The sequence below is a fragment of the Vibrio sp. sp1 genome, from assembly GCF_016920955.1.
GTDB lineage: Bacteria > Pseudomonadota > Gammaproteobacteria > Enterobacterales > Vibrionaceae > Vibrio > Vibrio alginolyticus.
The window spans coordinates 1,455,778-1,470,193 of the sequence record NZ_CP060589.1; the positions used below are offsets into that span (position 1 = coordinate 1,455,778).

Genomic DNA, 14,416 nt, shown 5'->3' on the forward strand with positions numbered 1-14,416 from the left:
CGTAAAGAGCCAAGCATGAAATTTACCATTGAACGTAGTCATTTAATCAAACCGCTACAGCAGGTTTCGGGCGCTTTAGGTGGCCGACCAACTCTGCCAATCCTGGGTAACCTACTTCTTAAAGTAGAAGAGAACGTATTGTCGATGACGGCAACCGATCTTGAAGTAGAGTTAGTAAGCAAAGTGACGCTAGAAGGTGATTTTGAAGCGGGCAGCATTACCGTTCCTTCTCGTAAGTTTCTCGATATCTGCCGTGGTTTACCGGACGATGCGATCATCACATTTGTATTAGAAGGTGATCGCGTACAAGTTCGCTCTGGTCGCAGCCGTTTCTCGTTGGCAACGCTTCCTGCGAACGATTTCCCTAATATTGAAGACTGGCAAAGCGAAGTGGAAGTATCACTGAGCCAAGCTGATTTACGTACGCTGATCGACAAAACTCAGTTCTCGATGGCGAATCAAGACGTTCGTTACTACCTCAACGGCATGTTGTTTGAAATTGACGGCACCACGCTACGCAGCGTGGCGACGGACGGCCACCGTATGGCGGTATCGCAAACTCAGCTAGGTGCGGACTTTGCGCAGAAGCAAATCATCGTGCCACGCAAAGGTGTGCAAGAATTAGTAAAGTTGATGGATGCGCCAGAGCAGCCCGTAGTACTTCAGATCGGTAGCTCCAATGTTCGTGCTGAGGTGAATAACTTTACTTTTACCTCTAAGTTGGTTGATGGTCGTTTCCCTGATTACCGCCGTGTATTGCCTCAGAGCACCAATAAGACCCTAATAGCAAGTTGTGACGAGTTGCGCCAAGCCTTCTCTCGTGCTGCGATTCTTTCCAACGAAAAATTCCGTGGCGTGCGTGTGAATCTGGCTGATACTGAAATGCGCATAACCGCGAATAACCCAGAACAAGAAGAAGCGGAAGAGATGCTTGATGTAACCTTTGAAGGTGACGCCATCGAAATCGGCTTTAACGTAAGCTATGTGCTTGATGTTCTGAACACGTTGCGTTGTGAAAATGTACGTGTGTCGATGTCGGATGCTAACGCTAGCGCGTTGATTGAAAATGCCGACGATGATAGTGCCATGTACGTGGTGATGCCAATTCGTCTATAAGCCAACTGAATGCCTCTTTCTCGTCTCATCATTCAGCAGTTTCGAAACATTAAAGCCTGTGATATTGAGTTATCAGCAGGCTTTAACTTTCTTATCGGGCCGAACGGCAGCGGTAAAACCAGTGTCTTAGAAGCGGTTTATCTGCTCGGGCATGGCCGCTCATTCAAGAGCTCTCTCACCGGACGAGTGATACAAAATGAGTGTGACGAACTGTTTGTTCATGGTCGTTTTTTGAACTCGGATCAATTTGAGCTACCTATCGGCATTAATAAGCAGCGTGATGGCTCAACAGAGGTTAAAATAGGCGGTCAATCTGGACAAAAATTAGCGCAGTTGGCACAAGTTCTGCCTCTGCAGTTGATACACCCAGAAGGGTTTGATTTACTGACAGATGGCCCTAAACATCGTCGTGCGTTTATTGATTGGGGCGTGTTTCATACCGAGCCCGCTTTTTATCAAGCATGGGGAAGGTTCAAGCGCCTGAACAAGCAGCGCAACGCGTTGTTGAAAACCGCCAATAGTTATCGTGAGCTCAGTTATTGGGATCAGGAAATGGCAGGGTTGGCTGAAAACATCAGCCAATGGCGAGCAAGTTACATCGAGCAGATGAAAACCGTCGCAGAAACTATCTGTCAGACATTTTTGCCAGAATTTGAGATCCAATTGAAGTATTATCGTGGCTGGGATAAAGACACTCCATACCACGAGATACTAGAAAAGAATTTTGAGCGTGATCAGGCATTGGGATACACCTTTAGTGGCCCAAACAAAGCTGATTTGCGCATTAAAGTGAACGGAACGCCCGTTGAAGATGTTCTGTCACGCGGTCAATTAAAACTCATGGTGTGTGCATTGCGTGTAGCGCAAGGGCAACACCTGACAGAGATGGCCGGTAAACAATGCATTTACCTAATTGATGACTTCGCGTCGGAATTAGATAGCCAACGTCGCAAGCGTCTTGCTGACTGCTTAAAAGAGACGGGCGCACAAGTATTTGTAAGCTCTATCACTGAAAGCCAAATCGCCGATATGTTGGACGATAACGGTAAATTGTTTCATGTGGAACATGGCAGGATAGAGTCAAACTAGAAGAGAGAAACTCATGTCTGAAAATTACGATTCATCGAGTATTAAGGTACTGAAGGGTCTGGATGCGGTACGTAAGCGTCCAGGAATGTACATCGGCGATACGGACGACGGCACCGGCCTTCACCACATGGTTTTCGAGGTGGTGGATAACTCAATTGATGAAGCGTTGGCAGGTCACTGTAAAGACATCGTTGTGACAATTCATGAGGATAACTCGGTTTCCGTTAGCGATGATGGTCGTGGCATTCCAACAGAAATCCACTCAGAGGAAAATGTCTCTGCAGCAGAAGTAATCATGACGGTTCTTCACGCGGGTGGTAAGTTCGACGATAACTCATACAAAGTATCGGGTGGTCTTCACGGGGTAGGTGTTTCAGTAGTAAACGCACTATCAGAGAAAGTTGAGCTAACGATTCATCGTGGTGGCCATATCCATACGCAAACCTACCGCCATGGTGAGCCTCAAGCGCCACTAGCCGTTGTGGGTGATACGGATAAAACCGGTACACAAATTCGTTTCTGGCCAAGTGCCGAGACGTTCTCTAACACAGAGTTCCACTATGACATTCTGGCGAAGCGCCTGCGTGAACTGTCATTCCTGAACTCTGGTGTGTCGATCAAATTGGTTGATGAACGTGAAGCAGACAAACATGATCACTTCATGTATGAAGGTGGTATTCAAGCGTTCGTTGATCACCTAAACACCAACAAAACGCCAATCATCGAAAAAATCTTCCACTTTAACTCTGAGCGTGAAGACGGCATTTCAGTTGAAGTGGCGATGCAATGGAACGATGGTTTCCAAGAGAACATCTTCTGCTTTACCAACAATATCCCACAGCGTGATGGTGGTACTCACCTTGCTGGTTTCCGTGCTGCGCTAACACGTACATTGAACAGCTTTATGGATAAAGAAGGTTTCTCGAAGAAAGCGAAAACAGCGACTTCAGGCGACGATGCGCGTGAAGGTCTAACTGCGGTTGTTTCGGTGAAAGTGCCTGATCCTAAGTTCTCAAGCCAAACAAAAGACAAACTGGTTTCTTCTGAAGTGAAATCAGCTGTTGAGTCTGCAATGGGTGAAAAACTGTCTGAGTTCCTGATTGAGAACCCGACAGAAGCGAAGATGGTTTGTTCGAAAATCATCGATGCAGCACGTGCTCGTGAAGCAGCGCGTAAAGCTCGTGAAATGACGCGCCGTAAAGGTGCGCTAGACCTAGCTGGCCTTCCAGGTAAACTTGCAGACTGTCAGGAAAAAGATCCGGCACTCTCTGAACTATACATAGTGGAGGGTGATTCGGCAGGCGGCTCCGCAAAACAAGGCCGTAACCGTAAGAACCAAGCAATCCTACCGCTAAAAGGTAAGATTCTTAACGTAGAAAAAGCACGTTTCGACAAGATGCTATCTTCTCAAGAAGTAGCAACACTGATCACCGCACTAGGTTGTGGTATCGGTCGTGACGAGTACAACCCGGACAAGCTTCGTTACCACAACATCATCATCATGACCGATGCCGATGTCGATGGTTCGCACATCCGTACGCTACTGTTGACCTTCTTCTACCGTCAAATGCCAGAGCTTATCGAGCGTGGTTACGTGTACATCGCTCAGCCACCACTATACAAAGTGAAAAAAGGCAAACAAGAGCAGTACATCAAAGATGAAGAAGCGATGAACCAATACCAAGTATCATTAGCTCTGGATAATGCATCGCTACACGTAAACGCAGAAGCACCTGCACTGGCTGGTGAAGCACTAGAGAAGCTTGTTCAACAGTACAATGCGGGTATTAAACTGGCGGAACGTATGAGCCGTCGCTACCCAAGTGCTTTGGTAAACGAGTTGATTTACACTCCTCGCCTAACGCCAGAGCAATGCCATGACGCATCAGTTGTGGAAGCTTGGACGAAGCAGCTTATTGAACAGCTGAATGCGAAAGAAGTGGGTGCAAGCCAGTACAGCTACGAAGTTGAGCAGCACGAAGAGCTAGGCTTAAACTTGCCTAAGATTGTGGTTCGTACTCACGGCGTGACGCACGAACATGCAATTAGCATCGACTTCCTAAACTCGAAAGAGTACGGCAAGTTGGCTGATCTATCAGAAGCACTTGATGGACTTCTGGAAGAAGGCGCGTACATCAAACGTGGTGAGCGTACTATGCCAGTGGCAAACTTTGCAGAAGCGCTTGACTGGTTAGTGAAAGAGTCAATGCGTGGCTTAAGCCGTCAGCGCTACAAAGGTCTAGGTGAGATGAACCCAGACCAACTTTGGGAAACCACCATGGACCCAGAAACTCGTCGTATGATGCAGGTAACGATTGAAGATGCGGTAGGTGCAGATCAACTGTTCACTACGCTAATGGGTGACCAAGTAGAACCTCGTCGTAACTTCATCGAAGAGAACGCACTGAAAGTAGCGAACCTAGACGTATAACGACACTGTTCGTGATAGTAAAAAGCAGCGAGAAATCGCTGCTTTTTTTGTTGTACCACCAGCTAAAATCGCCACTTTCTGCTAAAGCGGATGTTTTTCTGGTACTAACTGCCAACAACCCGATCAAGCCTGCCATTTTATTTCTGTTTTCTTTTTTTCTCGCCATTTTGTTCGCTTGAGCGTTTTTGCTTTCTTTTTTCTGCTCGCTATAGTGCTGAAGAGCTGATGAATAAGGAGACTAAGAAAATGGTGATGACTTTCCTGAACTAAGCCGGAAGTGATGCACTTCCGGTTCAATGCACTGAATTTATTTGTAAGACAAGGCATTAAGAAGGAAATAATCATGTTTGAACGCTGGTTCTCAGCGTACTGCTTGGCGCTGCGAACTTGGTGGTTAACCAGTCGCTTTTTAACCTATCAATCACCACTAAGGTTGTTATCGCTATTTGAAATCTGCGAGCAACAAGCCCATTGCCGTAACCGAGCTCGTATTGCGGTTGGGGACACGGTTCGCTTAGTGGATGTTGAACGCGCCTATCAATATCGCATGACATTGGTCAGCTCGCGTAAGGGGCAACCCATGACAGGTATGCTCGCGGTCGATTCTTATTTGGGGTCTCGACTGTTAGGTCGAGCTAAAAATGATGCGCTCGAAGTGGAAATTTTTAATCAGCGACGCTGCTTTGTGATTACTGAAATTGTTCATCAATCGCAGCCACCAGCTCAGAAAATGCTGTGTGGTTGTCTGTTGTGCCAATAAATAGAGGTGAAGTCATGAGTAAGAAAGAAAAGAAACAACCGCAGTTGAGTCTAAAAGAAAAGCGCAAACTAAAGCAGGAAAAGGCGGCAGAAAAGGACGTTGTAAAAGCGCGTAAATCCTCCCGCAAGTAAAGTGTAGATTGAGCCCCCCAGAACGGCGGGCTTTTTATCACAGATCGCGAAGTGATGAGGAACTAAGCTGTTCAAGGGGATAGTGGATGCTTTAAAAATTTTTTATTTTTTCCCTTGAAAGTCATTTTTGACGACCTTATATCTAGTTACGAAGAGGGTGACTGGCTTGCTAGAGACTAGAAGACCAGCCATCTGAAATCGCTAAAACGAGATCGCTCAGAAGAGGATATGGCGTTTTAGCACACAACTTAAACCTTTAGATTCAATATCATGTCTCCGAGCCAAACCAAGGCCAGTGGAATGATAAGAATCTCTTAGTTCGGCGTTGGTTTTTGCATAAACACGCCAGTAGGATGAAACTCATCTGAACTAAGACTATTGCTTAATTAAGAGGATAGATTTATGCGTAATGTAGATTTCTCACCACTATACCGTAATGCAATTGGCTTTGATCGTCTGCTAAACCTGATGGAAGCGAATACAGCGAAAAATACTTCTGGCGGTTACCCTCCATACAACATTGAGCAAAAAGACGAGCACAACTACCGTATTACTATGGCCGTTGCTGGCTTTGCTGAAGAACAGCTCGATCTGACTCAAAACGAAAACATGTTGATTGTAAAGGGCGAACGTAAAGCCGAAGAAGGCAAAAACTATGTTTACCAAGGTATTGCAGAACGTGATTTTGAACGTAAATTCCAGCTAGCGGATTACGTAAAAGTTGTCGGTGCATCAATGGAAAACGGTCTGCTTCATATCGATTTAGTTCGTGAAATCCCTGAAGCCATGCAACCACGTAAGATTGCTATCGGTGGTAACAACCTGATTGAGAACAACTAATCAGTTAACCACCCGGTTATAGAATGAGAAAGAGCGCCATATGGGCGCTCTTTTTAGTTTGGGGGTTTTCAAATCCGCTATTTCAAAGCCGTAATTTCAAAGAGAAGAACGGCTGAGTTCAATCCGTCTATTTACCTTCGCGGTAAGCCTTTTCCACTTCTTCAGCGATAATCGCAATGCCTTTTTGCATCATCTCATCATCTTGAACGTAGTTCATACGCAGGCATTGGTGCGCGTGATCCCACTCGTCTTGCTGACCAATAAAGAAATATTCACCAGGGACAATCAATACGCCACGCGCTTTCAAGCGTTGGTACAGTTCCATTGTTGTGATTGGCAGTTCATCAAACCATAACCACAAGAAGATAGCGCCTTCCGGCTTGTGGATGCGGAATCGCTCATCGGTAATTGCTTGTTGGAGCAGTTCAACCGCACGTTGTGATTTTTGCTTGTAGAACGGCTTAATCACCTCTGAACTCAGTTTAAGCAGATCACCTTTGCCAATTATATGGTTTGCCAGCGCTGGACCAACACTGCCCGGCGCTAGGCTGATGATGCCGTTCATATTGGTTAACGCTTGAGTGATTTCTTCACTCGCAATCACAATGCCACAACGCACACCTGGCAAGCCAAGTTTAGATAGGCTCATGCATAGGATGGTGTTTTCATTCCAGAACGGTTCGACATCTTCAAAGATGATGTTCGGGAAAGGTAGACCGTAGGCATTATCGATGATCAGCGGGATGTTGTTCTCACGTGCTAGCTTGTCCAGCTTACGTACTTCTTCGTCTGTCAGTACATTACCCGTTGGGTTGGTTGGACGAGATGCACAGATTGCCGCAACAGAGTCGTCGACGGTTAGCTGCTCAAAATCGACGTGGTATTTAAACAGACCGTTATCTAACAGCTCGATTTCTGGGTGGTAAGAGATAAAGATATCTTCATCAATGCCTGCATCACCATAACCGATATACTCAGGTGCGATAGGCAGTAGCACTTTCTTATGCGAACCATCTGGCTGTTTACCTGCCAACAAGTTGAACAAGTAGAAAAAGCCACTTTGGCTGCCGTTAGTTAGGCTGATGTTTTTTTCTGAAATATCCCAGCCGTAAGTTTCACGGAATAACTGAGCTAGCGCTTTGACGAACGCGTCTTTACCCTGCGGGCCATCGTAGTTGGCGAGGGCGGCGACGAGCTCCCCACTGGCGAGCATTTCCTCACTGGCTTGGTGAAAGTAATCGAGCATGGCAGGAATGGCGGCAGGATTACCTCCACCGAGCATGATGGCACCTGGTGTGCGCAGACCATCATTCAAATCGTCCATTAACTGCGTAATACCTGAATACTGATTAAATTTTTCACCAAACTTTGAGAACTGCATGCTGACTTATACCTAATTCATTGTGATTGCTTTGTGTATGTTTATGCCGATGTTTTATCGGCTTATCGAGTAATCCTTGACCTTACCTCAATGTGTAATTAACGCAAAGTGTGAATTAAGCCGAAAAAGAAAAAAGTGCGTCATCAGACCAGAGGAACGAGACAAAAGGGCAAAAAGAACAATAAAAAAGGGAAGCTTATGCTTCCCTTGCTGGTGGAGAGAGTGTGATTTACTCACCGGTGTAAACAATCAACACCTTGTCGTCTTGGTATTGGCGTTCAAACGCGTAGTAACCTTCTTGGTTGCGAGTGATGTGCTTACCTTGAGCAACTGCTGGGTGGCGTTTACGGAATTCACCCAACTTTTGCCAATGTTTCAGTAGATCTTCTCGCTCGCCATGAATCTTATCCCATGGCATATCTGAGCGTGTGCCTTGGTGGGCGTCTGAACCAGTAATGCCAAAATCACGAGCTATCTCATCACCGTAATAGATTTGTACTGCACCGGGAGCCAGCATCAGAGCATTCGCGGCACGTGCTTGGTCATCAAAGCTGCGACTGCGCGCTGACCAAAACAGCTGTGTATCGTGTGAAGATAGGTAGCTCAACACGTTGAACTCAGGATCGGTATTGATGCGTTCTGCATAGCGGCGGTAATCATTATCAAGTTGAGCGAAACACTTCAGCGCTTTTGGTGCTACGTCAGATTGGAACTCGAAGTTGATGATGGAATCGAAGCCGTTATCGAAATACGGGCTTTTCACCACGCTGTGTGCCCACACTTCACCCGTCATCCAGAAAGGTAAGTCATCCAAGGCTTTGTCCGGGTTGTTTTGCTTCCACTGGGCAAGCGCTTGGGTGGTGCTGGCTTTCAGCTCTGCCCACGCTTCCATTTCAACGTGTTTTGCGGTGTCGACACGGAAGCCGTCAATGCCGTAGTCACGTACCCAATCGGATAACCAGGTAATCAGGTGTTCACGTGGGGTTTGCAGCTCATCTTGCGCATTGGTGTCTTTATTGCGGAAGAAGTTTGGTAGTCCGGTTTTCTGAGTCGATTCGGTTTTTAGATCCGGTAGGTAGTTCAAAGACATGGTGATGTCGTTGTAGCCCGGAGCATCGTAGTCACCAATGTCGGTGCGGATCCAATCTTTGCCCCACCATTTATCCCACGCTTCGCTATCACCGTATTTGATGTAATCGTTGAAGCTGTGCCAGCTTTGTCCTGATTTTGGCTGCCAGTCGGTCCATTTTTCACCAAGGACTTCTTTGGCTTCTTGGTCATCAAGGTAAAGCTGACCAAATCCGAATTCCTGCATGTCTGCTAATGTTGCATAACCTGTGTGGTTCATGACCACATCCCAAATCACGCGGATACCTTTCTTGTGGGCGGTATCGACGAAGGTTCTGAGTTCATCTTCGGTACCCATGTTGGCATCAAGCTTGGTCCAGTCTTGATGGTAGTAGCCGTGGTAGCCGTAGTGCTTAAAGTCGCCTTTATCGCCGCCGCCAACCCAGCCGTGGATTTGTTCCAGTGGTGAGGTTATCCAGATAGCATTCACACCAAGTGATTCGATGTAATCGAGTTTTTTCGTCAGACCCGCTAAGTCACCACCGTGGAAGGTACCAATCTCATATTTTCCGTCTTTACTGCGACCGTAGCTGTTGTCGTTGTCAGGGTTGCCATTGTAGAAGCGGTCAGTCATGACGAAGTACACTGTTGCGTTATCCCAGCTGAACGGTTTGTCGGCTTGCTGTTCAACTTCTTCTAGCAGCAATAGACCTTGGCTCATAGGACCCGGTTGCATGGTGACGCTGCCATTGGCGACAGTGGTTTCTTGTTCGGTTAAGGCATCACGAACGACAGCGCCATCATTAAAGGTTTGAGCAACGTTGATGGTTTTTGGCGTGTCAGTTGCGACAGGGCAAGAGTAGGTGATGTCCTGACTTTGTTTTGGTTTAATTTTTACCGTCAGTTCGTTGGTGGTTGGATTGAGCGTAAATTGATAGGTATTGGCTTTGAAGATGCGCAGCGGCATTTGTGCATCAGTGGCGCAATTATCCATTTTTAATGGACGATTGAACTTAATGCGATCTTCTTCTGCTAGGGCAAAGCTACTTCCACAGCTTTGATTACTGTCGGCAATGGTAAAGGTGTAGCTGCCTTTTTCGAGTTTTTGCTCGGCGACAAGTAAGCCCTGTGAGTTTTCCTCAAAAACAGCGGTATCATCACCAACGCTTAATACGATGGCATTTTCTGGAATCTGGCTGCAGGCGCTCAGTAGACCGATAGAGAGTGCGAGAATTGTTTTTTTCATTGTGTCCTTCCCCCGAATAAACAGTCCAGTTATAGCAAAACTGTGCCTCTACAATCCGAGCTCTATACCAACAAGTTAAACGCGTCTCACCCTACAAATTTTAGTCTTGTTCACAAAATGAATAATAAGCGTCACCTTCATCGGTTTGAAGGCAACAAAAAAGGGAAGCATCTGCTTCCCTTTTACTTATTTCTTAATCACTTCGAAGAGTAATGAATTACTTTTGAAGCAAAGAAATGTCTGCGATCTGTAGGAACAGGTTACGCAGGTTGTTCAGTAGTGTCAGACGGTTCTTCTTAAGTGCTTCGTCGTCTGCCATTACCATTACGTTATCAAAGAACGCATCAACTGGTTCACGTAGGTCAGCTAGCTTGCTTAGGGCTTCTTGGTAGTTACCTGTAGCAAATGCTGGCTCTAGCGCTTCAGTCATTACTTCAACGCTTTCTGCTAGTGCTTTCTCTGCGTCTTCTTGTAGAAGTGCTAGGTCGATGTCTGCTGCTAGTTCGCCGTCGAATTTCGCTAGGATATTACCTACACGTTTGTTCGCTGCTGCTAGAGACTCTGCTGCTTCTAGTTCACGGAAGTGAGAAACCGCTTTAACTCGTTGGTCGAAGTCTGCTGGTTTCGTCGGACGACGAGCTAGAACCGCTTGAATGATGTCTACGCTGAAGCCTTCGTCTTGGTACCAAGCACGGAAACGACCAAGCATAAACTCGATAACGTCTTGTTCAACGTTGTCGTTGGTTAGGCGGTCGCCGAACAGTGACTTCGCTTTCGCTACTAGGTCAACAAGATCTAGGTTGTAGCCGTATTCAACGATGATACGTAGTACACCTAGAGATGCGCGGCGTAGTGCGAATGGATCGCTGCCTTTAGGCGCTTGACCAATACCGAAGATACCTACGATAGTGTCTAGCTTGTCTGCCATTGCAACTGCAGTTGAAACACCGTTTGATGGCAGTTCATCACCTGCGAAACGAGGCATGTATTGCTCGTTCAGTGCTACTGCAACTTCTTCTGCTTCACCGTCGTGGCGAGCGTAGTGCATACCCATAACGCCTTGAGTATCCGTGAATTCGAATACCATTGAGGTCATTAGGTCACATTTTGCTAGTAGACCAGCACGCTTTGACTTCTCAACGTCAGCACCGATTTGCTCAGCAATGTAGCCAGCAAGTTCAGTGATGCGGTCTGTTTTGTCTTTGATCGTACCCAGTTGCTTTTGGAAGATCGCTTGTTCTAGTTCTGGCAGACGGTCGATAAGCGGACGCTTACGGTCTGTGTTGAAGAAGAACTCTGCGTCAGCAAGACGAGGACGAACCACTTTCTCGTTACCTTCGATTACGTAACGAGGCTCTTTTGATTCGATGTTCGATACGAAGATGAAGTTAGGTAGTAGCTTCTTGTTTTCATCGTAGACAGGGAAGTACTTCTGGTCACCCTTCATGGTGTAAACCAACGCTTCAGAAGGCACTTTTAGGAACTCTTCTTCAAACTTCGCTGTTAGTACTACTGGCCATTCAACCAGAGACGTTACTTCTTCTACTAGGTCATCTTCTAGATCAGCGATACCGCCAACCGCTGCTGCCGCTTTTTGTGCGTCAGCTAGGATGATTGCTTTACGCGCTTCGTAATCTGCCATTACTTTACCGCGCTCTTCTAGAATCGCAGGGTATTGCTCAGCAGAATCGATAGTGAACTCTTGCTCACCCATGAAGCGGTGACCACGGATAGTGCGGTCTGAAGCGACACCAAGGATCTCGCCTTCGATTAGGTCGCTGCCCATTAGCATGGTTAGCGTCTTAACTGGACGGATAAATTGAGTCGTTTTGTTACCCCAACGCATTGGTTTTGCGATAGGTAGGTTTGCTAGTGCTTTCGCTGCAAGTTCAACTACGATCTCAGACGTTGGCTGACCTTTCACTTCTTGTTTGAACAGTAGCCATTCACCTTTGTCTGTTACCATGCGCTCTGCTCGGTCAACCGTGATGCCACAACCGCGTGCCCAGCCTTGAGCCGCTTTTGTTGGGTTGCCTTCCGCGTCAAATGCTGCAGAAACCGCAGGACCACGCTTCTCAACAACTTTGTCAGACTGGCTGTCTGCTAGTGCTGCCACTTTAAGTGCAAGACGACGAGGTGCCGCGAACCATTTCACGCCTTCGTGAGCAAGCTCAGCGCCTTTTAGTTCTGCTTCGAAGTTTGCTGCGAATGCTTCAGCTAGAGTGCGAAGTTGCGTTGGTGGTAGCTCTTCTGTACCTAGCTCGATTAGAAATTCTTTTGCCATGTTACTCTACCCCTTACGCTTGTTCTTTCTTACACATTGGGAAGCCAAGAGCTTCACGCGATGCGTAGTATGCTTCTGCAACTGCTTTCGTCAGGTTGCGGATGCGTAGGATGTAACGTTGGCGTTCAGTTACTGAGATCGCTTTACGTGCGTCTAGTAGGTTGAATGCGTGACCCGCTTTTAGAATGCGCTCGTAAGCAGGTAGTGGCAGTGGCTTTTCAAGCTCAAGCAGCTCTTTACACTCTTTTTCACACTGTTCGAAGAAGCCAAATAGGAATTCAACGTCTGCGTGCTCGAAGTTGTAAGTTGATTGCTCTACTTCGTTTTGGTGGAAGATGTCACCGTAAGTCACTTTGCTGCCGTCTGGTGCGATGTTCCAAACTAGGTCGTAAACAGAGTCTACTTCTTGGATGTACATTGCTAGACGTTCGATACCGTAAGTGATCTCACCAGTTACTGGCTTACACTCAAGACCACCAACTTGCTGGAAGTAAGTAAACTGAGTCACTTCCATGCCGTTTAGCCAAACTTCCCAGCCCAGACCCCATGCGCCTAGTGTTGGGTTTTCCCAGTTATCTTCTACGAAACGGATGTCGTGTACAAGAGGGTCAATACCAAGAACTTCAAGGGAGCCAAGGTACAACTCTTGAATATTGTCAGGCGATGGTTTTAGCGCTACTTGGAATTGGTAGTAGTGCTGAAGACGGTTAGGGTTTTCACCGTAACGGCCATCAGTAGGACGACGTGAAGGTTGTACGTAAGCTGTCGACATTGGCTCTGGGCCAAGCGCTCGTAGACAGGTCATTGGGTGAGAGGTACCCGCACCCACTTCCATATCTAGCGGTTGAACAATGGTACAACCATTTTGAGCCCAATAATCCTGCAGCGCGAGGATCATTCCCTGGAAGGTTTTGATATCGTATTTTTGCATAAGTCAGGTTCGCGCGATTCTCTTGTTACTCGTTAATTCGTCATCTATGCCGAGTTTTTCAACTCTAACAACGGCGATAAAGAGTAATTACGGTTGAATAAATTAACAATCTAGTATAACCAGATATTGAGCATGGGAGTAGAGCTAATCTTGATTAATTCGTGGGCGATTTTCTCCTTTAATGAATTTTTACCGCGTTATCTGCTGTATTTTTCCTAAAAGGGAGTTTTTGCCTGCTTTGGCTCTTGAGAAGCGCAACAAAGGTGGCTAGAATTGCGCCTGTCTTTGGGGAGTAGCTTACCTGATGAAGTTTCTGTTTCATCTGGTTCGTCCGTCAACATAATTGGTGCAAAATCACCATGGCGTTCGAGACTTGAAGCCTTTCAAGTTTAGCAAGACCTTAGACAAATCATCACGAACCGGGGTAGGGGCGTGAGGTTTGTCTTCGGTTAAAAATAATAATCCCTGCCCCAATGAGCATGTCGTGAGCGTTTTAGCTATTTCAATTACTACTGTAGCGTTAGCAGAAATTGGCGATAAGACCCAATTGCTATCTCTATTACTCGCAAGTCGTTACCGAAAACCAATCCCAATTATTGCAGCAATCTTTTTGGCAACTATTGCCAACCACGCTTTGGCTGCATGGTTAGGTGTGGTTGTCGCAGACTATCTATCACCTGAGATTTTAAAGTGGGTGCTGGTGGTCAGTTTTGTCGCGATGGCGGCTTGGGTTCTGATCCCGGACAAACTGGATGATGACGAACAGATTTCTAATCGAGGCCCATTTATTGCCAGCTTTATCGCGTTCTTCGTTGCGGAGATAGGCGATAAAACTCAGATCGCCACTTCCATCTTAGGGGCGCAATACGCGGATGCGTTAAGTTTGGTGATTATCGGTACCACAATCGGTATGCTGCTGGCGAATGTTCCTGTGGTCCTGATTGGTAAATTGTCGGCCGACAAGATGCCTTTAGGGCTGATCCGTAAAATCACCGCATTTTTGTTTATTGCTCTGGCAATAGGGGCTGCACTGTTCTGATTTTTTGCACGTGAAATGATGTGAGTTATCAATCATTAGTGGCGTGCTGCGCGAGTTCAAACTCTGACTCTAAATCGTTCCGTTGCGTGACGGATGACAT

At 46.6% G+C, this 14,416-nt stretch carries 10 protein-coding genes; 6 read left to right on the plus strand and 4 right to left on the minus strand.

Going from position 1 to position 14,416, the window contains the following annotated elements:
- The first annotated feature begins 15 nt into the window (after nt 1-15).
- The 5 genes from dnaN (at nt 16) to H9L11_RS06915 (ending at nt 6,367) form a co-directional block, all read left to right on the plus strand.
- Nucleotides 16-1,116 carry a DNA polymerase III subunit beta gene (gene dnaN / locus H9L11_RS06895; RefSeq protein WP_005394106.1) on the plus strand — a complete coding sequence of 367 codons (1,101 nt, stop codon included), beginning with the start codon at nt 16-18 and terminating at the stop codon, nt 1,114-1,116.
- 9 nt (nt 1,117-1,125) lie between these two features.
- Nucleotides 1,126-2,205, plus strand: coding sequence for a DNA replication/repair protein RecF (gene recF / locus H9L11_RS06900; protein WP_005378839.1), 1,080 nt, complete (start codon nt 1,126-1,128; stop codon nt 2,203-2,205).
- A gap of 13 nt (nt 2,206-2,218) precedes the next feature.
- A complete protein-coding gene (gene gyrB, locus H9L11_RS06905) occupies nt 2,219-4,636 on the plus strand; it encodes a DNA topoisomerase (ATP-hydrolyzing) subunit B (RefSeq protein ID WP_005378841.1) in 2,418 nt (805 codons plus the stop codon).
- 343 nt (nt 4,637-4,979) lie between these two features.
- Nucleotides 4,980-5,396, plus strand: coding sequence for a GreA/GreB family elongation factor (locus H9L11_RS06910; RefSeq protein ID WP_017635594.1), 417 nt, complete (start codon nt 4,980-4,982; stop codon nt 5,394-5,396).
- 533 nt (nt 5,397-5,929) lie between these two features.
- Entirely contained in the window at nt 5,930-6,367 is a 438-nt protein-coding gene (locus H9L11_RS06915) for an Hsp20 family protein (RefSeq protein WP_005378857.1), read from the plus strand.
- 127 nt (nt 6,368-6,494) lie between these two features.
- Here the strand turns inward: H9L11_RS06915 and H9L11_RS06920 are convergent, their stop codons facing one another.
- The 4 genes from H9L11_RS06920 to glyQ all read right to left on the minus strand — a co-directional run bounded on the left by H9L11_RS06920 (nt 6,495) and on the right by glyQ (nt 13,277).
- Nucleotides 6,495-7,748: a valine--pyruvate transaminase gene (locus tag H9L11_RS06920; protein WP_025768941.1), complete on the minus strand. Its 1,254-nt coding sequence runs from the start codon at nt 7,746-7,748 to the stop codon at nt 6,495-6,497.
- A 229-nt stretch (nt 7,749-7,977) separates the two neighbouring features.
- Nucleotides 7,978-10,062 (minus strand): alpha-amylase, encoded by a 2,085-nt coding sequence (locus H9L11_RS06925; protein WP_205391067.1) that lies wholly within the window; start codon nt 10,060-10,062, stop codon nt 7,978-7,980.
- A gap of 217 nt (nt 10,063-10,279) precedes the next feature.
- The gene (glyS, locus tag H9L11_RS06930; RefSeq protein ID WP_205391068.1) at nt 10,280-12,346 is read right to left on the minus strand and encodes a glycine--tRNA ligase subunit beta; all 2,067 of its coding nucleotides are present in this window, start codon (nt 12,344-12,346) and stop codon (nt 10,280-10,282) included.
- 13 nt (nt 12,347-12,359) lie between these two features.
- On the minus strand, nt 12,360-13,277 hold the full coding sequence (gene glyQ, locus H9L11_RS06935; protein WP_005383818.1) for a glycine--tRNA ligase subunit alpha: 918 nt from the start codon (nt 13,275-13,277) through the stop codon (nt 12,360-12,362).
- A gap of 484 nt (nt 13,278-13,761) precedes the next feature.
- Here glyQ and H9L11_RS06940 point away from each other — a divergent pair, with 484 nt between their 5' ends.
- Nucleotides 13,762-14,316, plus strand: a complete 555-nt coding sequence (locus H9L11_RS06940) for a TMEM165/GDT1 family protein (RefSeq protein ID WP_005378877.1) — start codon at nt 13,762-13,764, stop codon at nt 14,314-14,316.
- Nucleotides 14,317-14,416: the final 100 nt, after the last annotated feature.